At 72.7% G+C, this 25,755-nt stretch carries 23 protein-coding genes and 1 riboswitch; of the genes, 11 read left to right on the plus strand and 12 right to left on the minus strand.

What is annotated here, in order from left to right; translation table 11 throughout:
* The first annotated feature begins 30 nt into the window (after positions 1-30).
* On the plus strand, positions 31-1,470 hold the full coding sequence (locus NQ151_RS09780) for a glycoside hydrolase family 1 protein (protein ID WP_502883573.1): 1,440 nt from the start codon (positions 31-33) through the stop codon (positions 1,468-1,470).
* 78 nt (positions 1,471-1,548) lie between these two features.
* Positions 1,549-2,394 (plus strand): Cof-type HAD-IIB family hydrolase, encoded by an 846-nt coding sequence (locus NQ151_RS09785; RefSeq protein WP_257527962.1) that lies wholly within the window; start codon positions 1,549-1,551, stop codon positions 2,392-2,394.
* A 53-nt stretch (positions 2,395-2,447) separates the two neighbouring features.
* Here the strand turns inward: NQ151_RS09785 and NQ151_RS09790 are convergent, their stop codons facing one another.
* Genes NQ151_RS09790 through NQ151_RS09800 form a run of 3 tightly spaced genes read right to left on the minus strand, consistent with a single transcriptional unit; the run spans position 2,448 to position 4,860 of the window.
* Positions 2,448-3,275 carry an SDR family oxidoreductase gene (locus NQ151_RS09790; RefSeq protein WP_257527963.1) on the minus strand — a complete coding sequence of 276 codons (828 nt, stop codon included), beginning with the start codon at positions 3,273-3,275 and terminating at the stop codon, positions 2,448-2,450.
* The gene (locus tag NQ151_RS09795; RefSeq protein WP_257527964.1) at positions 3,272-4,090 is read right to left on the minus strand and encodes an enoyl-CoA hydratase/isomerase family protein; all 819 of its coding nucleotides are present in this window, start codon (positions 4,088-4,090) and stop codon (positions 3,272-3,274) included. The genes NQ151_RS09790 and NQ151_RS09795 overlap by 4 nt, the downstream gene beginning before the upstream one ends.
* Positions 4,091-4,098: 8 nt before the next feature.
* Positions 4,099-4,860: an SDR family NAD(P)-dependent oxidoreductase gene (locus NQ151_RS09800; protein ID WP_257507728.1), complete on the minus strand. Its 762-nt coding sequence runs from the start codon at positions 4,858-4,860 to the stop codon at positions 4,099-4,101.
* 136 nt (positions 4,861-4,996) lie between these two features.
* Between NQ151_RS09800 and NQ151_RS09805 the strand changes: the two genes are divergently transcribed.
* Positions 4,997-5,722: a phosphotransferase gene (locus NQ151_RS09805; protein WP_257527965.1), complete on the plus strand. Its 726-nt coding sequence runs from the start codon at positions 4,997-4,999 to the stop codon at positions 5,720-5,722.
* Between the two features lie 42 nt (positions 5,723-5,764).
* Complete coding sequence (locus NQ151_RS09810; protein WP_257527966.1) at positions 5,765-5,959, plus strand: MmcQ/YjbR family DNA-binding protein; 195 nt, start codon at positions 5,765-5,767, stop codon at positions 5,957-5,959.
* Between the two features lie 57 nt (positions 5,960-6,016).
* On the opposite strand, the gene NQ151_RS09815 is transcribed toward NQ151_RS09810, so the two are convergent.
* From NQ151_RS09815 to NQ151_RS09825, 3 genes are all read right to left on the minus strand, one after another.
* Positions 6,017-6,793 (minus strand): energy-coupling factor transporter transmembrane component T family protein, encoded by a 777-nt coding sequence (locus NQ151_RS09815; RefSeq protein ID WP_257527967.1) that lies wholly within the window; start codon positions 6,791-6,793, stop codon positions 6,017-6,019.
* The gene (locus NQ151_RS09820) at positions 6,790-8,349 is read right to left on the minus strand and encodes an ABC transporter ATP-binding protein (RefSeq protein WP_257527968.1); all 1,560 of its coding nucleotides are present in this window, start codon (positions 8,347-8,349) and stop codon (positions 6,790-6,792) included. The genes NQ151_RS09815 and NQ151_RS09820 overlap by 4 nt, the downstream gene beginning before the upstream one ends.
* 2 nt (positions 8,350-8,351) lie before the next feature.
* Positions 8,352-8,999 carry an ECF transporter S component gene (locus NQ151_RS09825; protein WP_257527969.1) on the minus strand — a complete coding sequence of 216 codons (648 nt, stop codon included), beginning with the start codon at positions 8,997-8,999 and terminating at the stop codon, positions 8,352-8,354.
* Positions 8,993-9,102: riboswitch (TPP riboswitch) on the minus strand. It overlaps the preceding gene by 7 nt.
* A gap of 38 nt (positions 9,103-9,140) precedes the next feature.
* On the opposite strand from NQ151_RS09825, the gene NQ151_RS09830 reads away from it, so the two are divergent.
* Positions 9,141-10,772: a D-alanyl-D-alanine carboxypeptidase family protein gene (locus tag NQ151_RS09830; protein WP_257527970.1), complete on the plus strand. Its 1,632-nt coding sequence runs from the start codon at positions 9,141-9,143 to the stop codon at positions 10,770-10,772.
* A gap of 15 nt (positions 10,773-10,787) precedes the next feature.
* Here the strand turns inward: NQ151_RS09830 and NQ151_RS09835 are convergent, their stop codons facing one another.
* The 3 genes from NQ151_RS09835 to NQ151_RS09845 form a co-directional block, all read right to left on the minus strand.
* Positions 10,788-12,380, minus strand: coding sequence for an SLC13 family permease (locus NQ151_RS09835; protein ID WP_257527971.1), 1,593 nt, complete (start codon positions 12,378-12,380; stop codon positions 10,788-10,790).
* 148 nt (positions 12,381-12,528) lie between these two features.
* Positions 12,529-13,455 (minus strand): J domain-containing protein, encoded by a 927-nt coding sequence (locus NQ151_RS09840; protein ID WP_257507500.1) that lies wholly within the window; start codon positions 13,453-13,455, stop codon positions 12,529-12,531.
* Positions 13,456-13,505: 50 nt separating this feature from the next.
* On the minus strand, positions 13,506-14,570 hold the full coding sequence (locus NQ151_RS09845; protein ID WP_257507499.1) for an enoyl-CoA hydratase/isomerase family protein: 1,065 nt from the start codon (positions 14,568-14,570) through the stop codon (positions 13,506-13,508).
* A gap of 70 nt (positions 14,571-14,640) precedes the next feature.
* On the opposite strand from NQ151_RS09845, the gene NQ151_RS09850 reads away from it, so the two are divergent.
* Positions 14,641-15,573 carry an ABC transporter ATP-binding protein gene (locus tag NQ151_RS09850; protein ID WP_257507498.1) on the plus strand — a complete coding sequence of 311 codons (933 nt, stop codon included), beginning with the start codon at positions 14,641-14,643 and terminating at the stop codon, positions 15,571-15,573.
* A complete protein-coding gene (locus NQ151_RS09855; protein ID WP_257507497.1) occupies positions 15,570-16,400 on the plus strand; it encodes an ABC transporter permease in 831 nt (276 codons plus the stop codon). The genes NQ151_RS09850 and NQ151_RS09855 overlap by 4 nt, the downstream gene beginning before the upstream one ends.
* 25 nt (positions 16,401-16,425) lie before the next feature.
* Here NQ151_RS09855 and NQ151_RS09860 read toward each other — a convergent pair whose 3' ends face one another.
* Positions 16,426-16,974 carry a hypothetical protein gene (locus NQ151_RS09860; protein ID WP_257527972.1) on the minus strand — a complete coding sequence of 183 codons (549 nt, stop codon included), beginning with the start codon at positions 16,972-16,974 and terminating at the stop codon, positions 16,426-16,428.
* 96 nt (positions 16,975-17,070) lie between these two features.
* Here NQ151_RS09860 and cofG point away from each other — a divergent pair, with 96 nt between their 5' ends.
* The 4 genes from cofG to cofC all read left to right on the plus strand — a co-directional run bounded on the left by cofG (position 17,071) and on the right by cofC (position 23,229).
* Entirely contained in the window at positions 17,071-19,515 is a 2,445-nt protein-coding gene (cofG, locus tag NQ151_RS09865) for a 7,8-didemethyl-8-hydroxy-5-deazariboflavin synthase CofG (RefSeq protein ID WP_257527973.1), read from the plus strand.
* Positions 19,512-20,999 (plus strand): flavin-containing monooxygenase, encoded by a 1,488-nt coding sequence (locus tag NQ151_RS09870; RefSeq protein WP_257527974.1) that lies wholly within the window; start codon positions 19,512-19,514, stop codon positions 20,997-20,999. Before cofG ends, NQ151_RS09870 begins: the two co-directional genes overlap by 4 nt.
* Positions 20,996-22,009, plus strand: a complete 1,014-nt coding sequence (fgd, locus tag NQ151_RS09875; RefSeq protein ID WP_257507493.1) for a glucose-6-phosphate dehydrogenase (coenzyme-F420) — start codon at positions 20,996-20,998, stop codon at positions 22,007-22,009. The genes NQ151_RS09870 and fgd overlap by 4 nt, the downstream gene beginning before the upstream one ends.
* 125 nt (positions 22,010-22,134) lie before the next feature.
* A complete protein-coding gene (gene cofC, locus NQ151_RS09880) occupies positions 22,135-23,229 on the plus strand; it encodes a 2-phospho-L-lactate guanylyltransferase (protein ID WP_257527975.1) in 1,095 nt (364 codons plus the stop codon).
* A gap of 90 nt (positions 23,230-23,319) precedes the next feature.
* Here cofC and cofD read toward each other — a convergent pair whose 3' ends face one another.
* Positions 23,320-24,291 (minus strand): 2-phospho-L-lactate transferase, encoded by a 972-nt coding sequence (gene cofD, locus NQ151_RS09885; RefSeq protein WP_257527976.1) that lies wholly within the window; start codon positions 24,289-24,291, stop codon positions 23,320-23,322.
* A gap of 82 nt (positions 24,292-24,373) precedes the next feature.
* Positions 24,374-25,696 carry a glutamate-1-semialdehyde 2,1-aminomutase gene (gene hemL / locus NQ151_RS09890; protein ID WP_257527977.1) on the minus strand — a complete coding sequence of 441 codons (1,323 nt, stop codon included), beginning with the start codon at positions 25,694-25,696 and terminating at the stop codon, positions 24,374-24,376.
* Positions 25,697-25,755 lie beyond the last annotated feature (59 nt).

Consider the following 25,755-nt stretch of genomic DNA (forward strand, 5'->3'; position numbering starts at 1 on the left):
GGCGCCCTCGCGCGTCCCGCCGGGGAAACCATGAACCAGGAAGAGAACATGACCACCGCAACGACTTTCCCCGACAGCTTCCTCTGGGGCGGCGCGACCGCCGCCAACCAGGTCGAGGGCGCGTACAACGAGGGCGGCAAGGGCCTGTCCATTCAGGACGTCATGCCGCACGGCATCACGACGCCGCGCACCGAGGGTCCCACCGACGACAACCTCAAGCAGGTCGCGATCGACTTCTACCACCGCTACGCGGAAGACATCGCGCTGTTCGCGAAGATGGGGTTCAAGACGTACCGCTTCTCGATCGCGTGGAGCCGCATCTTCCCGAAGGGCGACGAGACCGAGCCCAACGAAGAGGGCCTCGCGTTCTACGACCGCGTGCTGGACGAACTCGAAAAGCACGGCATCGAGCCGCTGGTCACCATCTCGCACTACGAGACCCCGCTGCACCTCGCGGAGACCTACGACGGCTGGGTGAACCGCGACCTGATCGGGTTCTACGAGCGGTACGTCCGGGTGCTGTTCACACGCTACGGCGCCCGGGTGAAGTACTGGCTCACCTTCAACGAGATCAACTCGGTCATCCACGCTCCCTTCATGTCCGGCGGCATCAACACCCCCAAGGAGCAGCTCTCCCCGAGCGACCTCTACCAGGCGGTGCACCACGAGCTGGTCGCGAGCGCGCTGGCCACCCGCGTGGCACGCGAGCTCGCCCCGAAGGCGCAGATCGGCTGCATGATCCTCGCGATGCCGACCTACCCGCTGACTCCGGATCCCGCCGACGTGTTCGCGGCGCTCACCACCGACCGCACCAACCTCGCCTTCGGCGACATCCACGTGCGCGGCGAGTACCCCGGCTACTACCTGCGGAGCCTGCGCGAGAAGGGCGTGGAGCTGTCGATCACCGACGAGGACCGTGCGCTCCTGAAGGAGAACACCGTCGACTTCGTGTCGTTCAGCTACTACGTGAGCATCTGCGAGACGGCGGACGAGTCGCGCCGCGTGATCGGTGAGGGCAACATCTTCGGTGGTGTGCACAACCCGACGCTCAAGGCATCCGAGTGGGGCTGGCAGATCGACCCCGTGGGGCTGCGCATCGCACTCAACCAGTTCTGGGACCGCTGGCAGAAGCCGCTGTTCATCGTGGAGAACGGTCTGGGTGCGAAGGACCAGCTGGTCGAGGTCGACGGGGTCACCACCGTCATCGACGACTACCGCATCGCCTACCTCAACGACCACCTGGTGCAGGTGGGCGAAGCGCTCGCCGACGGCGTCGACGTGATGGGCTACACCTCATGGGGCTGCATCGACCTGGTGAGCGCATCGACCGCCCAGCTGAGTAAGCGCTACGGGTTCATCTACGTGGACCGCAACGACGACGGCACCGGCACGCTCGAGCGCTTCCCGAAGAAGTCGTTCGACTGGTACGCCGAGGTCATCCGCACCAACGGCGCCTCGCTGACCCACTGACCCACTGACCCGCTGTCTCGAATCGTGTCCAGGGTGCCCATGAGGCATCCTGGACACGACCGTCTGGAGAATCACCACGTGACCGCCCCCCGCATTGCCTTCCTCGACGTCGACGGCACCATCCTCGATCACGGCAGGACCATCGCCGCGTCGACCGTCGAAGCCGTGCGCGCCGCCCGCGCCGCCGGCTGCCTCGTCTACCTCAGCACCGGCCGCTCCGCCGGTGACATCCACCCCGACGTCCGCGCCATCGGCTTCGACGGCGCCATCACCAACGGCGGCGCGTATGCCATCAGCGGGGAGGAGACCATCGTCGCCGACGCCATGCCGCGTGACGCCGTGGAACGCCTGATGGCGTACTTCGAGCGCCGCGGCATCCCGTATTTCCTGCAGACGGATGCCGCCGTCTATGCGTCCCCGGAGGTGCAGGCGGCCACGGCGGACCTGATGAACCGCTGGCTGGGCGTGCACGCCGAGGCCGACGAGCCGCAGACCGCCCCGCAGGGTGCGCCGCGGTTCCGCGACCTGGCGGAGATCGACCTGGACCACGTGGCGAAGGCGGTGTTCCTCGGCGAGGCCACCGACACCGTCGCCCACGCGCAGGCCGAGCTGGGCGACCGCTTCCACGTCGTCCCCGGCAGCATGCCGCTGCCCGGCGGTTCCAACGGCGAGATCGGCATGCGCGGCACGACGAAGGGATCGGCGATCCTCAAGGTGCTCGACCACCTGGGGATCGACCCGAGCGCGTCGATCGGCATCGGTGACAGCTGGAACGATGTCGAGATGTTCGAGGTGTGCGGGGTGGGGATCGCGATGGGCAACGCCGAGCCCGAGCTGAAGGAACGCGCCGACGAGGTGACCACGAGCGTCCGCGAGGACGGCGTGTGGAACGCGTTCGTCCGGCACGGTCTCGTCGCCGTCTGACCCCGCGCGTTACGGCCGGCTCCCCTGCAGGCGAGCCGGGGACGGGGCCCGGGTCAGAGGAAGATGTCGGGGAACAGCTCGCTGTCGGGGGTGCCGGGCACGGCGGCGTACTTCGCGAAGTCGGTCACCCCGGCATCCGCCAGCACGTCTTCGACGATGAGGCTCTGCCCGGTCCGCTCCGCGGCGGGGCGGATGAGCACCTCGTATGCCGCATCGGCGTAGATCTCCGGGGTGCGGCTGACCTTCATCATCCGGTCGCCGCCGAGGGCGTACTGCACCGCTGCGGTCGCGATCGTCGTCGCCGGCCACAGCGTGTTGGCGGCGATCCCGGAGTCTGCGAACTCCGCGGCCAGGCCCAGCGTCACCATCGTCATGCCGTACTTGGCCAGCGTGTAGCCGGTGTGCGCTCCCAGCCACTTGGGGTCGAGGTTCAGCGGCGGCGACAGCGACAGGATGTGCGGGTTTGCCGCATCCTTCAGGACCGGAAGCGCCGTGCGGCTGAGCATGAACGTGCCGCGGACGTTGACGTCCTGCATGAGGTCGTACTTCTTCGCCGCGAGCTCCAGCGATCCGGACAGATCGATCACGCTGGCGTTGTTGACGACGATGTCGATGCCACCGAACTCGCCGACGGTCTTCAGCACCGCCTCGGTGATGTCATCGTCGTTGCGGACGTCCCCGACCATCGGCAGCGCCTGGCCGCCGGCCGCACGGATCTGCTCGGCAGCGCTGTGCACGGTGCCCTCGAGCTTCGGGTGCGGGGTGTCGGTCTTGGCCAGCAGCGCGATGTTCGCGCCGTCGCGCGCGGCGCGCAGCGCGATCGCGAGCCCGATACCCCGGCTCCCGCCGGACATCAGGATGGTCTTTCCGGCGAGGCTCATACGGTCTCCTTGGCGGTCGAGGGGGTGTTTTTGCGGGATGCCGCGGCGAACGCGGCCACGCGGGCCTTCGCCTCGGGGGTGTCGAGGGCCGCCCCGATCGAACGCGCCTCCTCGTCGAGCTGCTCGGCGAAGCTGCGCTCGGGCCGGGAGCGGATGAGGCGCTTGGCCTGCCCGTAGGCGCCGTGGGCGCCCGCGAGCCAGAACCGGGCGACCTCCTCGGCGCGTGCCCGCACCGCGGTGGCGGTCGATTCGGCATCCTCGCCTGCGACCACCTCGGCCACCAGCCCCCACTCGCGAGCCTCGTCCGCCGTCAGCATCCGATCCTGCAGCACGAGCTGCAGCGCCCGGCGCTCGCCCACCGCCTGCGCGAGCTGTGCCGACACCGACAGATCCGGAGTCAGCCCGATGTTGGCGTAGAGGCTGCCGATGCGCGAGTCCGCGCCGACGATCGCGTAGTCGCTGGTGAGAAGGATGCCCAGGCCCCCGCCGGCGGTGGTGCCGTGGGCCGCGGCGACGACCGGCACGGCCGACTCCGTCAGCGCGCGGATGCCGGTGTTGATCACCTCGGCGAGGTCGCGGATGTCCTGACCCGACCCCATCGTCTGGGCCATCGCGCGGACATCGCCGCCGGCGCAGAACGCCCGCCCGGCGGCATCCAGCAGGATCGCCCCGACATCGTCGCGCGAGGTGGCCTCGACCGTGACGCGCTGCCACTCCCGAGCGAGCGCGGCGTCGAAGGCGTTGAGACTTGCGGGTCGGTTGAGCGTGATGCGGGCGAGCCCGTCGTGGACGCTGAACAGGATGGCGTCGCTCATGATTCTCCTTATTTCGCTGCCATGCGGATGGCGCCGTCGAGGCGGATGGTCTCGCCGTTGAGGTAGCCGTTGTCGACGATGTGCTGCACGAGCGCGGCGTATTCGTCGGCGCGGCCGAGCCGTGCCGGGTACGGCACCTGCTGGCCGAGGGAGTCCTGCGCGGCCTGCGGCAGTGTGGCGAGCATGGGCGTCTCCATGATCCCGGGCGCGATCGTGACGACGCGGATGCCGTGGCGCGCGAGTTCCCGCGCGATCGGCAGCGTCATCGCGTGCACGCCGCCCTTGCTGGCCGAGTAGGCGGGCTGGCCGATCTGCCCGTCGAACGCGGCGACGCTGGCGGTGCTGACGATGACGCCGCGGTCGCCGTCGGCGGTGGGCTCGGTGCGCACGATCGCCGCGGATGCCTGCGCGATCACGTTGTACGTGCCGATGAGGTTGACCCGCACGATGCGCTCGAAGTGCGCCAGCGGGGTGGGCATGCCGTCGCGGTCGAGCACCTTCGCCGGCGGTGCGATGCCCGCGCAGTTGACCACGACGCGCAAGGGTCCGACGCTGGCGGCGGTCGCCACGGCGGCGGCGACCTCACTCGGGTCGGTGACGTCGGCGGGAGCGAACGTGCCGCCGAACTCCGCGGCGCGCTCGGCGCCCGCAGAGCCGGGCAGGTCGATGATCACCACGTGCGCTCCGGCGGTTGCCAGCCGCTGCGCGGTGGCGAGGCCGAGACCGCTCGCGCCCCCCGTGACGAGCGCGGATGCGCCGACGATGTCCATCTGGTTCTCCTTCGAACTGGTGCCGCCGAACTGGTGCTGCGTCTCACGCTGGGTGCGACTGCGTGCCGTGGTAGGGCCTCGCGGTTACAGGCTACCGGGCGCGCGGTGCAGCGCGGTCGACTGCCAGGATGATGCGGTGTCCTTCCCTGTTGAGCCGATCACCGTGCCGACCCGGGTACGCGCCCTCGCCGGCCTCGCCGCCCTCACGCCGGTCTGGCTCAACAACGCGGGCGGGGTGACGTTCCGCACCGACGACGGGCGGTTCATCAAGCACGGACCGCTCAACGGCGAGACCTCGCTGGCCGCCGAAGCGGCACGGCTGCGCTGGGCGGGCGCCCTCACGCCGGTGCCGCGCGTACTCGACGCGGGTGACGATGGCGCGGATGAATGGCTCGTGACAGCAGCCGTTCCGGGGCGCTCCGCCGTCGATCCGCGCTGGGTGGCGGAGCCGGCGACCGCGGTGCGTGCGATCGGCGAGGGGCTGCGGGCGATGCACGACATGCTGCCCGTGGCATCCTGCCCCTACGACTGGGGCGTTGCTGCCCGCATCGCGAACGCGGCCGCCCGCGGCATCCGCGTGCCCGATGCGCTGCACGACGCGCCCCCGGTCGACCTGCTCGTGGTCTGCCACGGCGACGCGTGCGCGCCGAACGTCCTCATCGACGACGCCGGGCACTGGACTGCGCACGTGGATCTGGGTGACCTGGGCCTGGGAGACCGGTGGGCCGACATCGCAGCGGCGGCCATCAGCACCGGCTGGAACTACGGCCCTGGGTGGGAGAAAGCGCTGCTCGATGCCTACGGGATCGACCCCGATCCGCAGCGCCTGGCCTATTACCGGGACCTGTGGAACGCGACATGATGGAGCGATGCCGTACCCGCTGGGGATCGCCCTCGATGACCAGTGCGCCCGGATCCGGATGACGAGCCGGCACTGCGCCAGGACCGCCGTTTCTGGGTGCCGTCGTATCTCGGGCCGTCGGGGTGGCTCGGGATCGACCTGGCCGACCTCGACGACACCGAGCTCGGGGAGCTGATCGACGCCTCGTTCCGGGTGACAGCGCCCGCGCGTCTCGTGCGCGAGCTCGACGCGCGATAGCCCGCGACACCCACGGCGGCTCCTGCGCTTCGCGGTGCGGGCGCGGGCGGGTAGGGGTCAGGCGCCGAGGATCGGGTTGAAAGCGCCGACCGCGATCGACACCGCGAGCGCGATGGCCGAGATCGCCGCTCCCGTCAGCAGCAGGATGCCGTCGCCCGCGGTCAGGCGCGACTCGCGCGCCCACGTGCGCGCGACGGGAGCTCCGAAGGCACGCGCTTCCATCGCGGTCGCCAGCGCCGACCCGCGCCGGATCGCCAGCACGAACAGGGCGAAGGCCGTCCCCAGCGCTCGGCGCACGCGTCCCGCGTCGGCCACGCCCCGCGCGCGGCGTGCGAGCGACAGTGCCCGCCAGTCGTCGGCGAGCAGGCCCAGCATCCGCATCCCGGCGAGCGCTCCGAGCACGAACCGGGCCGGCAGCCGCACGATCTGCGCGAGACCGTCGGCGAGGTCGGTGGGATCGACCGTCACGAACAGCACCACTGCGGGCAGGCCGATCGCGAGCACGCGCAGGAACGTCGCCGCCGCCAGCAGCAGCGACCCCTCGCTGACGCGCACGAACAGCCACTCCAGGTACACCTCGCCGCTCGCGGCGCCGTAGAGCGCGATCGTGACCGCCGACGCCGGAGCCGCGATCCACAGCGGCAGCGTCCGCAGCCAGAACTGCTTCGCGCTCAGGCCCGCCGCCATGAGCAGCGGGATCTCCAGCAGCAGCGCCACGAGCGCCGACACCGGGTCGATCGTCGCGACCAGCGGCAGCGCGATCAGCAGTGCCGCGCCGAGTTTGGCCACGGCGTTGCGACGTGCGACCGGGCCCTTCCCGGCATCCGGGCTCACCGGCGCACCTCGAACCGGCGGGCGTGCAGCGCCGCGAGAACGGCCTCGTCGTGCGTGATCGCGACGATGGCGAGCGGGCCGCGTTCGTCGACGCCGTCGCGCAGGCCCGCGATGATCGCGACGAGCTCCGCCCAGGTCGCGGCATCCTGCCCGAACGTCGGCTCGTCCAGCACGATCACCCGCGGCCGGGTGGCGAGGGTCGCGGCGACCGTCAGGCGACGCTTCTCCCCGCCGGAGAGCGTGTAGGGGTTGGCGTCGGCCAGCCGCGCGAGCCGCAGCCGCTCGAGCAGCTCGTCCACGCGCGCCGCGATGTCCGTCTCGGGCAGCCCCAGCGCGCGCGGACCGACGCCCAGCTCCTCCCGCACGGTCCGGGCGAGAAGCTGGTGCTCGGGATCCTGGAACACCGTGCCGATGCGGGTCAGCAGACTCCGCGACGACCACGCGATCGGGTCGGTGCCGGCATCCGTTCGACGGTGGCGCGGGATTGCCCCCTCGGCAAGGGCCGCGGATGCCACGACGCGCCCCGCCGCCGGCGGCAGGAGCCCGGCGAGCGTGAGCCCGAGCGTGGACTTGCCGGCGCCGTTCGGCCCGACGACGCCGAGCACCTCGCCGGCCCGCACGTCGACGTCGAGGGGACCGGCGACCGGGGTGCCGGGGGTGCGGGCGACGACGAGGCCACGGGCGGACAGCAGCGCCTCGCCCGGCGCGACCGCCGGCGGCGGCGGCACGCGAGGCGGGATGCCGGGCACCCACACCCCGGCGGAAGCAAGCTGCCGCGAGAGGTCGCCGGGGGCGGTGTGGGTTCGCGGCTCGGCCGCGCGCGCGGCGCGCGTCCCCCTGCCCACCCCGAGCACCGCGCGGGGCGTCCCATCCGCGAGCACGCCGCCCCCTGGTGCCAGCGCGATCACGCGGTCCACCAGCGGCAGCCACACGTCCACCCGGTGCTCGATGACGATGAGAGTCGCCCCGGTGGCATCCAGCCCCCGGCCGACGGCGCTCTGCACCTCGATCACACCGTCGGGGTCGAGGTTGGCGGTCGGTTCGTCCAGCAGCACGACACCGGGGCGCATCGCGAGCACGCCGGCCAGGGCGAGCCGCTGCTTCTGCCCGCCCGAGAGCGCCGACGTCGCACGGTCCAGCGGCAGCTCAAGCCCGACGGCGGCGAGCGCCGCCGTCACCCGCGGCCAGATCTCGTCGCGGGGCACGCCGAGGTTCTCGCACCCGAACGCGACGTCATCGCCGACGCGGGCGAGGATCGTCTGGCTGTCGGGATCCTGCAGCACGAGGCCGGCATGCCCGCGCGACGCCGCCGCCGGCTCGCCGCCGACGAGCAGTGCACCCTCCTGCTCCCCCTCGTCGGCGCCGCCCAGCACGCCGGCGATGCCCTGCAGCAGCGTCGACTTGCCCGAGCCCGACGCGCCCAGCAGCAGCACGCGCTGCCCCGGTTCGATGCGCAGCGAGACCTCGCGGGTAGCCCAGGCCTGTCGCGTCGCGTAGCGCCATCCCCACCCGCGGGCCTCGACGGCGGCGGGCGGGACGGCAGTGGATGCCGGCACCGCTACACGCGCCGTGAGACCTCGCGGCCCGCCGCGAACCTGTTCAGCGCCCCGGTCGCGGCGAGCCCCCGCGCGATGAACCATCCGCCGAGGCCCGCGATGAGCGCGCCGGAGAGGGTCGTGGAGACGATGTAGACGGTCGTGAACAGGGTGTCCGCCCCGGCATACCAGAGGATGCGGTCGTTGATACCGGCCGCCAGGCCCGCCCCGGCCCCGGCGAGGATCGCCACCGGCATCCGCCAGACGCCGTAGAGGAAGATCAGGAACACCAGTTCCGCGCCGACGCCCTGCACCAGTCCCGAGACGATCGTCAGCGGACCCCACTGATTGCCCACGAGTGCGGACAGCACCGCCGCGACCGTCTCGGTGTACAGCGCCGCGCCGGGCTTTCGGATGATGAGCCCGCCCAGCACCCCGGCGATGAGCCACGGACCGGCGAACACACCCTGGATGCCGGGCAGCAACGGTTTCAGCAGCGCGCTGGGACCTTCGTAGCCGACGTTCCACAGCAGGAACACGGCGCCGCAGGCGACGGCGATGACACTGGCGACGACGATGTCGACGACCCGCCAGCGCCAGCGCTCGGACAGCGGGACGCGCCGATCGGACGAGCCCTGCGAGGCTTCGTGGGCAGACGCGGATGCGTGCATTTCGTTCTCCTCCCTGCGCCGGCATGATCCGGATCAGGTTCGACGGTCGAAGCGTGGATCGCTTCCTCTCAGCCCGGCTCACCGGACTCCCGTGGTTGTCGCGTCGAGTATACCCACGGGCGGAGGGAGTACCTTTTCCTGGTGACCACCGAGGACGCGCCCCCGCTGACGCGCCGTTCGCGCCGTTCGCGCGCGCAGGCGCCCGCCGATGCGAGGACGGCTGCCGCAGCCGGAACGGATGCCGCGCCGGCCGATTCCGCGCCGGCCGATTCCGCGCCGGACACCGCGGCCGGCGACTCATCGACCCCTGGCGCCGCACCTGAAGCCCCGGCAGCGGAGCCTCCGGCATCCGACGCTGAGGCATCCGTCGCCGACGCATCTGCCGACCCGGCAGCCGTCGTCCTGCAACCGACAGCCCCGACCGCGCCGTCGCGGCACGTCGCACTGGGATGGGTAGACGAGGACTCCCTCGCCACCGCCCCCACGGCGCTGAGCCTTAATGCCGCCGCCGCGCCCTACACGGTCGTGCACCCGGATCTGCTCGCGCGGCGCCCGCACCGGTCGCCGTTTCGCGCAGGCGTACTGGTGCCGCTGCTCAGCGTGCTCGCGGTGATCGCACTGTACGTCGCGACCACCCTGCTGTGGCCGTTGCACGCCCTGCCACCGCAGGTGACCCCCAGCACCGTGGTTCCCGTCGCCGCCCCCGCTGCCGCACCCGCGTGGCCCGCCGCCGGCGCCGCGGCCGTCAGCGTGGACGGCATCGACGCGAGCGCGGCCTCCAGCGTCGACCCGATCTCGATGGCCAGCCTCACGAAGGTCGTGACGGTGCTGATGGTGCTCGACGAGATGCCGCTGGCCCCGGGCGAGCAGGGTCCGGAGTTTCAGTTCACGGGGGCCGACCAGTCCGAGTATTGGGCCTACCGCGAGCGCGGCGAGTCGGCGCTGCCGGTTCCCGCCGGCGGCACGCTGACCCAGTACCAGCTGCTGCAGGGCATCCTCATCGCGTCAGCGAACAACTACGCCGACCGCCTCGCGTCGGTGCTGTGGCCGAGCGACGATGTGTTCGCCAACGCGGCGGCATCCTGGCTGTCCCAGCACGGCCTGTCGGGCATCACCGTGGTCGATCCCAGCGGCATCGACGATGACAACACCGCCGATCCGGCGGCGCTGCTCGCCCTCGCCGACAGGGCGCTGGCCGACCCCGTCGTCGCCGAGATCGTGCGGATGCCGACGGCGGAACTGCCCGGCGCCGGCCTCATCGAGAACACCAACGCGCTACTGGCGGATCCCGGTGTGGTCGGGGTCAAGACCGGGTCGCTGTGGGAGCACTACAACCTGATCGCGGCGAAGGACCTGCTCGTCGGGGACACGACCGTGCGGGTGTACGCCTCGGTGCTCGGGCAGCCCACCAGCCAGACGCGCACTGCCGCCGCCCGGGCGCTGTTGGCACAGCTGGAGGCGGAGCTGCAGCTGCGCCCGTCGGTCACAGCCGGCACGGTGGCGGGGGTCGTCACCACCGCCTGGGGCGAGCGGGTCGACATGCTGACGTCGGACGACGCATCGGTCGTGCTGTGGAACGGCGGCGCCGCGACGGTCACGTCGGACCTCACGGTGGGCGAGGACCGCGCGGCGGACACGACCGTCGGCACGCTGACGGTGACCGGACCGCTGGACGCGGAGACCGTCGAGGTGCACCTGGCCGCCGAGATCGAGGACCCTACGCCGTGGTGGCGCCTCACGCACCCGCTGGAACTGTTCGGCCTGGCGGGCTGAGCGGCGACATCCGCGCTAGAACGGCCAGATGAGCGGCACGTACAGCACCGCCACGGCGAGGAACACCAGCGCCAGCGGCAGGCCCAGCCGCCAGTAGTCACCGAAGCGGTAGCCGCCGGGCTGCATCACCATGAGGTTCACCGGGGTGGCGATCGGGGTGAGGAAGGCGGCCGCGCCGGCGACGGTCAGCGCCATCATGAACGGCTGGATGCTGAGATCCAGCGTCGCCGCGATCGACACCGCGATCGGCGCGACGATGAGCACCGTCGCGACGTTGGAGATGAACTGGCCGAGCAGGATCGTCACGACGCACAGCACCAGCAGCGCCAGGTGCGGCGAGGTCTCCCCGGTGAAGCCGAGCACCAGATCGGCGACGACGTCGGCGGCTCCGGTCGAGACGAATGCCGACGACAGCGGCACCATCCCGGCGATGAGGATGACGGTCGTCCAGGAGATCGCTCGGTAGACCTGCGGCATGGTGACGACTCGGGTGAGGATCAGCGCGCCCGCCGCGAGCAGCCCCGCCACCGCGGGCGGCACGATGCCGGTGGCCAGCAGTACGACCATCAGCCCCAGGACCACCAGCGCCCGACGGGCGCCGCGGCCCAGCGGCACGGTGCGCCGCAGCGCGTGCGGCGGCGTCACCGCGATGACGTCGGGTGAGTGGGTGTAGCGCTCCAGCGCCGCCCACGGCCCCTGCACCAGCAGGGCGTCACCGGCCTGCAGCGTCAACTGCCCGACGCCGCCGGAGCCGCGCGAGGCGTTCTGCCCCTCGGCTCGACCGTGACGGGCGGCGAGGATGACGAGGTCCTCTTCGCGCGTGGTCATCCCGGGCCAGACCCTCCGCCCGATGAGGCTCGACCGCGGGGCCACGAGCACCTCCGCCACGCCCTCCCGCACGCTGAACAGCGACTGGGTCGACAGGTCGACGTCGTAGCTCTCCCGCCAGCTGCGGGCGGCCGCGCTGGGGTCGGGCGCGGCGCCGAGACGGTCGGGGCTGCGCTCGGGAACCAGCCGGGGACCGAGGGTCGCCACCACCAGGAGCGTCAGTGCCACGAGCGGCACCCCTACGAGGGCGAACTCGAAGAACCCGAACTCCCGGCCCCCCGCGGTCAGTGCGAACTGCGACACGACCGGGTTCACCGGCGTCCCGGTGAGGGTCAGCAACGACCCGGCGCTGGCGGCGAAGGCCAGCGGGATGAGCATCTTCGACGGCACGATGCCCGCGCGCACCGCGACGACCACGACCACCGGCAGCAGCGCCGCAACGGCGCCGTTGATGCTGATGAACCCGGTGAGCACCGCCGCCATGCTCCCCACGATCACCAGCAGCCGGCGAGGATTGGACCCCGCCCGCGTGATCACCTGCTGGCCGACCCAGGCCGTGACGCCCGTGGCATCCAACGCCTCGCTCACCACGAACAGGGAAGCGATGAACAGCACGGTCGGGTCGCCGAACCCGGAGAGGGCCTCGGGAAGGGTCTGGATGCCGGTCACCCACAACCCCAGCGGCACCCCGATGGCCACGATCGCGATCGGGATCTTGCCGCTGATGAAGGCGACCACTGCGAGCCCCAGAATGACGAAAGTCGCGATCACGGGGTCCACCCATCAACGGTACCCCGGCCCTCGGCGCCCCGCCCGGGCGCCCCCGAACCGCTGAGACCGCATCTGACGGCCGAGACAGTGGTTGTTTCCCACGGTCTCGGCCACCAGTTGCGGTCTCACGGCCTGGAAAGGGGGCGGATGCCGCGGGTCAGACGAAGCGGACGGTGCGCTGCAGACGGGCGCGCACGTCGAACAGCTCGTTGCCGCCGATGTCGCGCGCGCCGGTCATGCCGCGGCGCAGCACCGTCGCCAGCGTGCTGCGGGAGACCACCGCGACGGGGAGCCCGCGCACCTTGCCCAGTTCCTCGACCGGCTGGAACAGGTCGTCGTCGGGGAGCACCACGACCGCGCCGCTGAAGCGCACCCCGGCGGCGCGGGCGATCGTGCGCGCCCGCGCGACGAGGTCCGCGATCGGGGCACCTTCCACGCCGTCGCCGATCAGCTCGCCGCGGCGCACCCGCACCGGCCCGCCGAAGTCCTCCGACAGCACGGCATACAGCCCGCTCGGGCCGAGCACGATGTGGTCGAGCTTCGCGTCGGGCCGGTCGCCGCGCGCCGGCGCCGAGACGTCGTGCCACACGGTGTAGCCCATGCCGAGGTCGGCGACCACCCGGGCGGTGGCCTCTTCGGCGAGCGCGTCGGCCAGCAGCCGGCGCACCTCGTGCGGGGCGGTGCGCACCAGCGCCGGGTCATAGGGGTCCGGCAGGTCCACGCCGCGTCCCGCCCACTCCCGGATGAGGCTCAGGTAGCGCTCGCGGCGCCACCCGCCGGGGTGCCCGAACGAGCGGGCCCGGGGCCGGGTGTCGGGGCGGGCCGCCGGCGCCTTCCACCCTGAGTAGTCCGGCGCCGGGGTGTCGGCGAAGCCGTGCCCGCGGTCGTACGCGGCCCGCGCCTCGGGGGTGCCGACCAGCTCCCACGCCCGCTGCACCTGCACGAACACGGCGGCATCCCCGCCGGTGTCGGGGTGCGTCTGGCGCAACCGCAGCCGGTAGGCCTTGCGCAGTGCGTCCTCGTCGGCGGACGGGTCGACCGCGAGCACGTCGTACGCCGACGCGGACAGCGGACTGTCGAACACGAGTCTCTCCCCGGAACTGGAACCTTCAGGCTAGTCGCGCGTGCCTGGCACTAGCCCCACAGCGGCACGTCGGGGACGAACGCCAGGGCGGTCGCGGCGACGCCCGGGTCGAGGTCGGCGATTACCGGGGGATGCCACCGCGGTGAGCGGTCCTTGTCCACCAGCTGCGCACGGATCCCCTCCACCAGGTCCGGCTGGGTGTGAGCGAACCACATCACCAGGCCGTACTCCTGCGCCAGCGCGGCGCGCAGGTCGGGCAGCTCCCGCGCCCGGCGGACGGCGGCGAGGGTCACCGCGAGCGCCGTCGGCGAGAGCGTTTCGAGTTCGTCTGCGGTGTCGGATGCCGCCGGCTCCGGCCGCGCGCGCAGCCGCACCACGATGTCGGCGACGGACGCAGCGGCGAAGGCGTCGTCGACCCACTCCCGCGCGGCCTCGAGCCGGCTGGGCCCGGCCGTCTCGTCGAACAGCAGGGTCAGCTCGGTAGGGGTGTGCGGATCGGCGCGGGTCTGCAGCGCGTGGTGCAGCTGCGCGAGGTGCTCCGACGGCACCAGATGGTCGGCGAACCCGGCGTAGATGGCATCGGCGGCATCCATCGTCGTTCCGGTCAGGCCGAGGTATTCGCCCAGCCGCCCCGGCGCCTGCGCGAGCAGCCAGGTGCCCCCGACGTCGGGGGTGAAGCCGATGCGGGTCTCGGGCATGGCCAGGCGGGAGCGCTCGGTCACGATCCGCACCGCGGCGTGACCTGCCAGCCCGATGCCGCCGCCCATCGTGATGCCGTCGGCCAGCACGACCACCGGCTTGGAGTACTCCGCGATCGCGGCGTTGAGGGCGTACTCGGCGCGGAAGAACCGGCCGGCTTCGGCCGGCTGCCCCGCCGCGATCTGGTCGTACAGCCCGCGCACGTCGCCGCCGGCACACAGCCCCCGCTCTCCCGCTCCGTCCAGCAGCACGATCGCGACGTCGGGATCGTCGCGCCACGCGTCCAGCGCCGCCGACAGGTCCTCGATCATGCCGAGGTCGAGGGCGTTGATGGCACGCGGTCGATCGAGCGTCAGCTGCCCGACACTGTCACGGCGCTCCACCCGGATGCGGGATTCGGGGCTGGTCTGGCTCACAGCATCACGTTATCTGCTCGCGTTCACCGCCCATCCCCGGCAGACTGGCCGAAAACGAGAGGATGTCGGCATGCCCGACGGACAGACGCTCGAGTTCTCCGGTCTCACAAAGCGTTTCGGCAGCCTGACCGCCGTCGATCGCTTCACCGCTCGGGTGGAGCCGGGACGGGTGACCGGATTCCTCGGCCCCAACGGTGCCGGCAAGACCACGACGATGCGCATGCTGCTGGGCCTCGTGCGCGCGACCGACGGCACCGCCACCGTCGGCGGAACGCCCTACGCGCAGCTGCGCCGCCCACTGCAGAGCGTGGGCGCAGCGCTGGAGGCGTCGAGCTTCCACCCCGGCCGTACCGCCGCGGCGCACCTGACCGCACTTGCGCAGGCATCCGACGTACCCAGATCCCGTGTCGACGAGACGCTCGAGCTGGTGGGGCTGACGGATGCCGCGGGGCGCAAGGTCGGCGGCTTCTCGATGGGCATGCGCCAACGGCTGGGGCTGGCCGCGGCCCTCCTGGGCGATCCCGGTGTGCTTGTGCTGGACGAACCCACCAACGGCCTCGACCCGGAGGGGATCCGCTGGATGCGCGACCTGCTTCGGGCACTCGCCCGCGAGGGGCGCACCGTCTTCGTCTCGTCGCATCTGCTGGCCGAGGTGCAGCAGACGGTCGACTCGCTGCTGGTGATCGCCCGCGGGCGCCTGGTGTTCCAAGGGACGATCGACGACTTGGTCGACCCCAGCGAATACGCCACCGTCGTCGACGCTCCCGACCGCGACGCGCTGACTGCGGCGCTGACTGCCGCGGGCGTGGGGACCGAGCCGCTGCGTGCGGGACTGCGGGTCGCGGTGGCAGATCCTGCCGAGATCGGGCAGATCGCGGCATCCGCCGGTGTCGCCCTGTCGCTGCTGCAGCGGCAGGGGCCGTCTCTGGAGCAGGTGTTCCTCGAGCTGGCCGACGGCACGCGCACCCATCCCAGCGCCTTCGAGGAAGGGGCGGTGCGATGAACCTCGTCGGCACGATCAAGTCCGAGATCACGAAACAGTTCTCCACGTCGGCGTGGTGGATCCTGGTGCTCCTGCTGGTGCTCTATGTCGGGTTGACCGCCGCCGCGCTGGGGTACTTCTTCGGCGCCTCCGCTACCGGAGCACTGTCGGACAACGCCCCACGGCTGCGCCCCGACACGCTTCCGCCCCTGCTGTACAGCCTTGCCACCGCGATGGGGTACGTCTTTCCGCTCCTCATCGGCACCCTCATGGTGACCACCGAGATCCGGCATCAGACCCTCACCCCGACGTTCCTGGCCACCCCGCGGCGCGGTCGCGTGCTCACGGCGAAGCTCGTCGTGGGCGTGGGTCTGGGTGTGCTCTACGGCGTTGTGGGCATCGTTTCGTCGGTGGCGCCGTCTGCGGCGATGCTGGCCATGCAGGGCGTGAACACGCAGCTGGGCGAGAGCGACATCTGGGCGATGCTCGCGCGGATGATCCTCGCATTCGTGCTGTGGGTGTTCATCGGCATCGCGGTGGGGGCACTCGTGCGCAACCAGATCCTCGCCGTGGTCGGCGTGCTCGTGTTCACACAGTTCATCGAGCCGATCGCCCGCACTCTGGTGACGTTCATCGAGGGGGCAGGCGAGGTCGTGCGGTTCCTCCCCGGCGCGGCATCCGATGCGCTCGTGGGTGCGAGCCTGTTCAACGCCGCGGCCTTCACCGGTGGTAGCGCAAGCGGGAACGACGCACTGGAGTGGTGGGCCGGCGGCCTGGTGCTGCTGGCGATCGCCGCGGGGCTCCTGGCGCTGGCCTACCTGTTCAGCTGGCGACGCGACGTGGCCTGAGGATCGCCGGGTCGGGCAGGCGGCGTCAGGCCGTGGCCGGCTTCGGGCCGGCTGCCTTCTTCGTCGCGGTTGCCGGCTTCGCTGTGGACCGGGGCTTGCGTGCCGGCTTGGCGGCGGGCTCCGGCTTCGCGTGGGCCGGTTCGACGGCGGCCGGTTCCTCTGCGTCCGGCGCGGTGGGCACCGCGCCGGTGGCGAGGTCCACGACGTCGGCCGGCTGCTCACCGGCATCCACCTGGAACGCCTGCACGAGCGCCAGGCCATGACGCGTGGTCAGCACGACGCGCTGGAACTCAGGGTGGCCTTCGAGGTCGATGACGACCCCGGGACGGCGCCGGCGCACGATGACGAAGTCCTCGCCGTTGACCGACTTCCACGTGCCCATCGCCACGACACCGGGCAGGCGCGTGCCGGGGCTCTGGATGCCGCGCAGCCAGGTCCACGGATCGTCGATGAGCTGCACTTTCGCGATCGTGTCCCGAGCGACGATCACATTCCCCTTACGGAATGCAAGCGCGCGTTCGGTGGCCGACAGCACGACCTCGAGCCGCGTCGAATCCAGCAGGAGGGTCACCATGTCTCCTAGTCTGCCAGCGCAACGCCCTTCATTTGCTTACGGGACGGCAACGATCTGCACGGACCCGTGGGGCCGCGACGGTGCGAGACTTGGTCGATGACCCTCCTGCAGCCCTCCCCCGAGGCGGCGACCGTCGATGACGCGCTCGCGCGCGCCGAGGCCGGCGCCCGCCTGGACGCGGATGACGCCGAGGTGCTCCTGCACGCCGGCGGCGAGGCGTTCGACCGGCTGCTGCGGGCCGCCGCCCGGCTGCGGGATGAGGGGCTCGCGGCATCCGGTCGCCCGGGCGTCATCACCTACTCGCGCAAGGTGTTCGTGCCGCTGACGACACTGTGCCGCGACCGCTGCCATTACTGCGTGTTCGTCGACACCCCCGGGCAGTTGGCGCTGCTGCACAAGCCGATGTTCATGACCGAGGCACAGGTGCTCGCGGTCGTGCGGCAGGGGCAGGCGCACGGCTGCAAGGAGGCGCTGCTCACCCTCGGCGACCGCCCCGAGGACCGCTGGCCGGCCGCCCGCGCGTGGCTGGACGAGCACGGCTACGCCTCCACGCTGGATTACGTCGGCGCGATGGCGCGACTGATCACGGCCGAGACCGGGATGCTCGCGCACCTGAACCCCGGCGTGATGACGCGGGACGAGTTGGTGGCGCTGCGCCCCACGGCGCCGTCGATGGGGATGATGCTCGAGACCACCTCCGAGCGGCTGTTCACCGAACCGGGCCAGGTGCATTTCGGCTCGCCCGACAAGGACCCGGCGCTGCGGCTGCAGGTGATCGAGGATGCCGGGCGGGCGCGGGTGCCGTTCACCACCGGCATCCTGGTGGGCATCGGCGAGACGCTGCGCGACCGCGCCGAGTCGCTCGTGGCCATCCGCGACGCGCATGAGCGGCACGGGCACGTGCAGGAAGTGATCGTGCAGAACTTCCGCGCGAAGCCGCGGACGGCGGCGCAGTCGGCCCCGGATGCCGCGCTGCAGGAGTACGTCGCGGCGGTGGCGGTGGCGCGCCTGGTGATGGGGCCGCGGATGCGGGTGCAGGTGCCGCCGAACCTGTCCGACCCGGCCGAGTTCGACCTGCTGGTCCGCGCCGGAGCGGACGACTGGGGCGGGGTGTCGCCCGTCACCGCCGACCACGTCAACCCGGAGCGGCCCTGGCCCCACCTGGACGACCTGGCCGCACGCACCGCGGCGATGGGATTCGCGCTGCAGGAGCGGCTCACCGCCCACCCCGAGTACGTCCAGCGCGCCGAGGAATGGCTCGATCCCGCGATGCACGCGCCGGTCGCGGCGCTCGTGGACCCCGAGACGGGGCTCGCGGCCGCCGGGTCTGCCGCCGGGTCTGCCGTCGGCGACGTGCACAACGTCGCCGAATCGGGCGATACGGCGACTTCGGGCCCGGTTCCGGGCGATTCCGCACCGGATCAGCGACGTTATGCACGCGCCACGGCCGGCACCGCGACCGCCCGCGCCGCCGGGCGGCTGGCCGAACAGGCCGCAGCCGACCCGCTGAGCCTCGGCGACGACGACTGGGAACTGCTGCTGCACGCCACCGGCGACGATCTCGAGGCCGTGGTGGCCACCGCCGACGACGTGCGCCGCTACACCGTGGGCGAGGCGGTGAGCCTGGTGGTCAACCGCAACCTCACCTCCAGCGGGTTCCGCGCCGGGGGTGCGGCTTCGCCGGACGAGTTCGGGGTCGACGACGTCACCGCGATCACGGCGGATGCCGTCGCGCTCGGGGCCACCGAACTGTGCGTCCAGGGGGTGCTGCCGGCCACCGAGGACCCGGCCGGCTACCTCGCGATCGCCCGCGCCGTGAAGGCCGCGCACCCCGGCATCCACCTGCACGCCTACCGCCCGCAGGACGTGTGGGACCTCGCCGACCGGGGCGGGCTGGGACTGGACGGCGCCCTCACCGCACTGCGGGACGCCGGCGTCGACACCGTCCCCGGCACCGGCGTGAAGGTCGCCACCGAGCGGGTGCGCGGCGCGTTGTTCCCCGCTGACCTCGAGATCGACCGCTGGATCGAGGGCATCACCGCGGCGCACCGGCACGGCTTGCGCTCCACGAGCGTGCTGTTCTACGGGCACGTCGAGACCGCCGCCGAGCGCGTCGCCCACCTGCGGCTGCTGCGCCGGCTGCAGGATGCCGCGGCGGCCGCGGGCGCCGGCGGGGGCTTCAGCGAGTTCGTGCCGATCCCGCTGCCGGGGCCCGCGGGCGGCGTGCCGCTGGTGCCCGGCCGCGCGCCGATCGACGAGCACCGCGCGATGGTCGCGGTATCCCGCCTCGCGCTGAGCGGCTCGATCCCGCACCTGCAGGTCCCGTGGCCGCGGGTCGGTCGCGATGCCGCCGCCGTGCTGCTGCAGGCCGGCGGCGACGACCTGGGCGGCACGCTGCTGGACGGCCGGGTGCGCCCGGAGTCCGGCATCGAACACGGCCAGGAGCTGCCGGTGGCCGATGCCGCGCGCATCGCTGCGCGCCTGCTGCGCCCGTTCCGGCTGCGCACCACCGACTACGGCACGCCCCGCGTGACGCAATGACCGAACACATCGAGGTCGCGATCGTCGGAGCCGGGTTCGCCGGCCTCGGCATGGCCATCGCGCTGCGACGCGCGGGCCGGCAGTCGTTCGTGATCCTCGAGCGGGCGGCATCCGTCGGCGGCACCTGGCGCGACAACACCTACCCCGGCGTCGCCTGCGACGTGCCATCCCACCTGTACGGGTTCGCGACGCACCCGAACCCGGAGTGGTCCGGTCTCTACGCCACCGGCGCGGAGATCCACCGCTATCTCGAGCGCGTCGCCGACACCGAGGACCTCGGCGACCGGCTGCGGCTGCGCACCGCGCTGCTGGCGGCGCGGTGGGATGCCGCCGCCTCGCGGTGGCACCTCGACACCGGGTCCGGCGCGCTCACCGCCGACGCCCTCGTGCTGGCCTGCGGCCGGCTCACCGAACCGTCGATCCCGGAGATCCCCGGACTCGAGGGTTTCACAGGGCCCATCTTCCACTCGGCGCGGTGGGACCACTCCGCCGACATCGCCGGCTCCCGCGTCGCGGTCATCGGCACCGGCGCGAGCGCCGTGCAGCTGCTCCCCCGGCTGGCCGAGACCGCCGCACACGTGACGCTGTTCCAGCGCACCCCCGCCTGGATCGTGCCGCGCGGCGAGCGCGGGTACGACGCCGCCGAGCGCGAGCGCTTCGCCGCACATCCCGAGGAGCTCGCCGCGCTCCGCGCCGCCCTGTACGTCGAGGGCGAGGCGCGGTACGCGTCACGGTCCGGCGACGCCGCGGCATCCGCCGGCGCACGGGAGGTCGCGCTCGCGCACCTGGCGAACCAGGTGCCCGACCCGGCGCTGCGCGCCGCGCTGAGCCCCGACTACGTCTTCGGGTGCAAGCGGGTGCTGCTGTCGGACGACTTCTACCCGGCCGTCGCCTCGCCCGCCGTCACCCTCGAGCCCTCCGCGCTCGTCGCCGTCGACGGGGATCGGCTCGTCGCGGCATCCGGAACCCGGCACACCGCCGATGCGCTCGTGCTGGCGACCGGGTTCGTCTCGCAGCGGCAGCCCTACGCCGAACTCGTCACCGGTGAGCGGGGGCAGACCCTCGCAGAGCACTGGTCCGGCGGCATGACGTCGTTCGCGTCGACCGTGGTGTCGGACTTCCCCAACATGTTCGTGCTCGACGGGCCCAACGCCTCGCTCGGGCACAATTCCTCGGTGCTCATGCTCGAGGAGCAGGCCGCGTACACGGTGCGGGCGCTTGCGCAGCGCGCGGCGACGCCGGGCGGTGTGCTGCGGGTGCACCCGGATGCCGAGGCCGATTACACCGCCGAGATCGCCCGGGCCGCGCGCACGACGCCGTGGCTGACCGGCGGATGCCGCAACTGGTACGTCGACCGCGGCCGGCTGACGCTGCTGTGGCCCGGCACCGTCGATGCGTTCCGCGCGCGGCTCGCGCGCGCCGACGGGTCGGAATTCACGACCACCCCCGCCCGCACCGGCGGGGAGGACAGGAGATCCGCATGACCTTTCCGCTCCGCCTCGGGTACAAGGCATCCGCCGAGCAGTTCAGCCCCGACCAACTGGCGGACTTCGCCGTGCTGGCCGAAGACGTCGGGTTCGACTCGGTGTTCATCTCCGACCACTTCCAGCCCTGGATGCACGAGGGCGGGCACGCGCCCGCCGCGCTGCCGTGGCTCGGCGCCGTCGGCGCGCGCACCTCGCGGGTGATCCTGGGAACCTCCGTGCTGACCCCGGCGTTCCGCTACCACCCGGCCGTCATCGCCCAGGCGTTCGCGACGCTGGGCGTGATGTTCCCGGATCGGGTGATCCTGGGGGTCGGCACCGGCGAGTCGCTCAACGAGGTCACACTCGGCCTCGACTGGCCCGACCCGCCGGAGCGCTTCCAGCGCATGAAGGAGGCGATCACCCTCATCCGCGAGCTGTGGCAGGGCGAGCGCGTCACCTTCGAGGGCAACTTCTGGAAGGTGACGGATGCCACCGTCTACGACCGCCCCGACCGCCCGGTGCCGATCTACATCGGCGCCTCCGGACCGGCCGCGACCCGCCTGGCGGGCCGCATGGCCGACGGCTGGATCACCACCAGCGGCAAGGACCCGGCGCTGTACACCGACAAGCTGCTGCCGGCGCTGGACGAGGGGCTGCAGAAGGCAGACCGGTCGGCCGGGGATGTGGACACGCTCATCGAGGTGAAGGTCTCGCTCGCGCCGACCCGCCAGGAGGCGCTGGACAAGACCCGGTTCTGGGCGCCGCTCGCACTGTCTCCGGAGGAGAAGACCGGCATCCACGACCCCATCGAGATGCAGCGGCGGGCCGACGAGTTGCCGATCGAGCGCGCCGCGTCCCGGTTCATCGTCTCCACCGATCCCGACGAGCACGTGGAGCAGATCGCGCGGTACGTCGACCTGGGGTTCCGGCACCTGGTGTTCCACGACCCCGGACACGACCAGGAGACGTTCCTGCGCACGTACGGCACCGAGATCCTGCCGCGGCTCCGGGCCCGGTTCGGTCAGTGACGGGCGGTCCGGCCGCCGGGGGCGTCGGAATTCAGGCTGAGAGCACCGACACCGGCGAATCCGGGGCGGAAAGTGCGCCACAGCCTGAATTCCGACGGGGTCCGGCCGACGCCGGCTGGGTCGTCGTGGTCCCGGTGAAGCCGGCCGCCACCGGAAAGTCGCGGCTCGCGGCGGCGGGAGTCGACCGCACCGCGCTGGCCCGCGCGATCGCCCGCGACACCATCGACGCCGCGGCGCGGACCCCCGGCGTCGCCCGGGTGATCGTCGTGAGCGACGACGCCGACGCGGCGGCGACCATCCCGTCCGGGCCGGGGGCGACCGTCACGGTGCTCCCCGATCCCGGCGGCGGGCTCAACGCCGCGATCGCCGCGGGGTTGGCCGGGCACGCCGGTCCCCGTGCCGCGCTGCTGGGCGACCTGCCGGCGCTGCGGCCGAGCGAGCTCGCGACGGCCCTGCGGCGGGCATTGACCGTCGAGCGGGCGGTGGTGCCGGATGCCGAAGGCACCGGCTCTACGCTCGTCACCGCCGCGGCGGGCGTGCCGTGGGACTCGGCCTTCGGTGCCGACTCGTTCGCCCGCCACGAGCGGCTGGGCGCCGTGCCGGTGCGGCTGCCCGCGGCATCCGGCCTGCGGCGCGACATCGACACGGCCGCCCAGCTGCGGCAGCTGGACGACCTCGGCGCCGGGCCCCGCACGACCGCGCTGCTGCGCGCCGCCCGGGCAGGCAGCAGTGCCCCGCCGGCGACGGCGCGGCTGCGGCTGCGCGAGCTGCGCGAGGACGACCTCGACGACATGGCCGCGCTGCTGGGCGATCCCGGGGTCATGCGCTTCTACGCCGCGCCGCGCACCCGCGCCCAGGCGGCGGAGTGGATCGCGCGCAGCCGCCTGCGGTACCGCGCCGACGGGTTCGGGCTGTGGTGCATCGAGGATGCCGACGGCCGATTCGTCGGAGACTGCGGGCTCACCTGGCAGCCGCTGGGCGAGCGGCTGGTGCTGGAGGTCGGCTACCACGTGGCCCCGTCACTGCAGGGGCGTGGGTTCGCCGCCGAAGCGGCATCCGCCTCCCGGGACCTCGCCCGCACGCTCGGGTTCACCGAGCTGCGCGCGCTCGTGCACCCCGGCAACGCCGCGTCTGTCCGCGTCGCCGGGAAGGTCGGCATGCACCGCGACGCCGCCGAGTCCGCCGCCACCGGCATCACCGTGATGCGGATGGCTCTCTAACCCCCACCCCGCTGCCCTGTCACAGATCGTCGGGGGCAGCGCCCCATTCGTGACAGGCGAGCACTCGGGGAGGCTGAGCCGCAGCCCGGGTCAGTGACCGGCGGCGGCGAGGGCAGCGTCGACGATGTCGGCGGATGCCAGGGCGTCTCGCATCCACAACGGCGCGACCACCGCGCGCACGCCCCCCGCATCGACCGACGCCGCGAGTGCCGCGTCCTCCTCGGCGAGCAGCCACGCGTCCAGCACGCCACCGTCACGGCGCGCGCCGTAGTGCGCGGCGACGGCCGCGGCGGAGGTCTCCACACCGATCGCCGTGAGGCACACATCGGCCATGCCGCGCACGACCGCGCCGCCGATGATCGGCGAGACGCCCACGACCTGCGCGGACGTCGCGGCGAGCGCCTCACGCATCCCGGGGACGGCGAGGATCGGCCCGATCGACACGACGGGGTTCGAGGGCGCGACGAGCACGACGTCGGCGTCGGCGATCGCCTCGGCCACGCCGGGTGCCGGACGGGCATGCCGCATGCCGGGGTTGGTGAACTCCAGCGGCGTCAGCTGCGCGCGGTGCCGCGTCCACCACTCCTGGAAGTGCAGCACCGCCCCGCCGTCCACCCGCACATACGTGTCGACTTCCGCGTCGGTCATCGGGAGCATCCGCACGCCCAGCGGCCACCGGCGCGACAGCCGCTCCAGCACGAGGGTCGGCGTCAGCCCCTCGCGCAGCCACCCGGTGCGGGCGAGATGCGTGCCGAGGTCCAGGTCGCCGAGCGTGAACCAGGGCCACCCGGCGCCCCACTGCTGCAGCTCGTGGTTCACCCGCTCGGTGTCGCCGGCACGACCCCAGCCCCGCTCGGTGTCGCCTACCCCCGCGAGGGCATAGAGGATCGAGTCCACGTCGGGCTGCAGGCGCACCCCCGACAGCCACAGGTCGTCGCCGGTGTTGACGACGACCGTCGCCTCCGGCGCCCCCCGCCGCGCGAGGGCCTCCCGCACTCCCAGAGTGAACTTCGAGCCGCCGACGCCCCCGGCAAGGACGACGACGCGAGGGGATGATGCCACGACATCCACCCTACGGCGGCAACGCCGCGGGCGGGGCGGCGGCTACGCCGCGGCGCCGGCGGCGGCGCGGGCGGGGCGGCGGCTACGCCGCGGCGCCGGCGGCGGCGCGGGCGGCCACCGGGAGCGCTTCGAGCACCCGCGCGAGGGCGGCCTCGTCGTGCGCGGCGGTGAGGAACCACGCCTCATAGACGCTGGGCGGCAGGGATACCCCGGCGTCGAGCATCGCGTGGAAGAACGGCGTGTACCGCGCCGCCTGCTGCTGCTGCGCCTCGGCGTAGGACCGCGGCGCCTCGGGAAGCATCACGACACCGAACAGCGACCCGGCGCGCGGAACCGCGTGCACCACGCCCTCGGCCGTCAGCGCCGCGTCCAGCGCGTCGGCGACGGTGGATGCCGCGGCATCCACCCGTGCGTACACCTCGGGGGTCGCCAGCTGCAGCGTCGCGATGCCCGCGGCCACCGACAGCGGATTTCCCGACAGCGTGCCGGCCTGGTACACCGGGCCGACGGGGGCGAGCATCTCCATCACGTCGGCGCGGCCGCCGAGCGCGGCCAGCGGCATGCCGCCGCCGACGACCTTGCCGAAGGTGAACAGGTCGGGGGTGTACTGCTCGCCCGCGTCCTGCTGCAGTCCCCAGAACCCGGCAGGGTGCACGCGGAAACCGGTGAGCACCTCGTCGAGGATCAGCAGCGCGCCGTGGGCGTGCGCCAGATCGGTGAGCGCGGCGTTGAAGCCGGGCAGCGGCGGGACGACGCCCATGTTCGCCGCGGCGGCCTCGACGATCACGGCGGCGATGCGGTCGCCGTGCACCGCGAAGGCCTCTTCCACCGCGCCCAGGTCGTTGTACGGCAGCACGAGGGTCTGTGCCGCGATCGCGGCAGGCACTCCCGCCGAGCCGGGCAGCGCGAGGGTGGCAACGCCGGATCCGGCGGCGGCCAGCAGCCCGTCGGAGTGACCGTGGTAGTGACCGGCGAACTTGATCAGCAGGTCCCGGCCGGTGTAGCCGCGGGCCAGGCGGATCGCCGTCATCGTCGCCTCGGTGCCGGTGGACACCAGCCGCACGCGTTCGACGGGCCGACTGTCGCCGCTGGCGACGCGCGCCGCGATGAGATCGGCCAGCTCCACCTCCGCGCCGGTGGGGGCGCCGAACGACAGGCCACGGGATGCCGCGTCCTGCACGGCCGCGACGACCTCGGGGTGCGCGTGGCCGAGGAGGGCCGGACCCCACGAGGCGACGAGGTCGACGTACTCGCGCCCGTCGGCGTCCGTGATGTACGGCCCGCGCGCGGACGCGACGAACCGGGGCGTGCCGCCGACGGAGCCATAGGCGCGCACCGGCGAGTTCACCCCGCCCGGGATCACCTCTCGGGCGTGGGCGAACAGCTGCTCGTTACGGTCGGTCATGAGTCACTTTCTCTCGGCGGATGCCGCCGCGGCGGCGCGCAGGAACGGGCGGGCCGGTG

The organism is Microbacterium sp. zg-YB36 (genome assembly GCF_024623575.2).
Taxonomy (GTDB): Bacteria; Actinomycetota; Actinomycetes; order Actinomycetales; family Microbacteriaceae; genus Microbacterium.

Bases quoted from the DNA above. Each gene is read 5' to 3' on its own strand.
- NQ151_RS09855 (WP_257507497.1), top strand. From the start codon at position 15,570: ATGAACCTCGTCGGCACGATCAAGTCCGAGATCACGAAACAGTTCTCC.
- NQ151_RS09795 (WP_257527964.1), bottom strand. From the start codon at position 4,090: ATGAGCGACGCCATCCTGTTCAGCGTCCACGACGGGCTCGCCCGCATC.
- NQ151_RS09800 (WP_257507728.1), bottom strand. From the start codon at position 4,860: ATGGACATCGTCGGCGCATCCGCGCTCGTCACGGGGGGCGCGAGCGGT.
- fgd (WP_257507493.1), top strand. From the start codon at position 20,996: ATGACCTTTCCGCTCCGCCTCGGGTACAAGGCATCCGCCGAGCAGTTC.
- NQ151_RS09870 (WP_257527974.1), top strand. From the start codon at position 19,512: ATGACCGAACACATCGAGGTCGCGATCGTCGGAGCCGGGTTCGCCGGC.
- NQ151_RS09790 (WP_257527963.1), bottom strand. From the start codon at position 3,275: ATGAGCCTCGCCGGAAAGACCATCCTGATGTCCGGCGGGAGCCGGGGT.
- hemL (WP_257527977.1), bottom strand. From the start codon at position 25,696: ATGACCGACCGTAACGAGCAGCTGTTCGCCCACGCCCGAGAGGTGATC.
- NQ151_RS09780 (WP_502883573.1), top strand. From the start codon at position 31: ATGAACCAGGAAGAGAACATGACCACCGCAACGACTTTCCCCGACAGC.
- cofG (WP_257527973.1), top strand. From the start codon at position 17,071: ATGACCCTCCTGCAGCCCTCCCCCGAGGCGGCGACCGTCGATGACGCG.
- NQ151_RS09825 (WP_257527969.1), bottom strand. From the start codon at position 8,999: ATGCACGCATCCGCGTCTGCCCACGAAGCCTCGCAGGGCTCGTCCGAT.
- NQ151_RS09860 (WP_257527972.1), bottom strand. From the start codon at position 16,974: ATGGTGACCCTCCTGCTGGATTCGACGCGGCTCGAGGTCGTGCTGTCG.
- NQ151_RS09850 (WP_257507498.1), top strand. From the start codon at position 14,641: ATGCCCGACGGACAGACGCTCGAGTTCTCCGGTCTCACAAAGCGTTTC.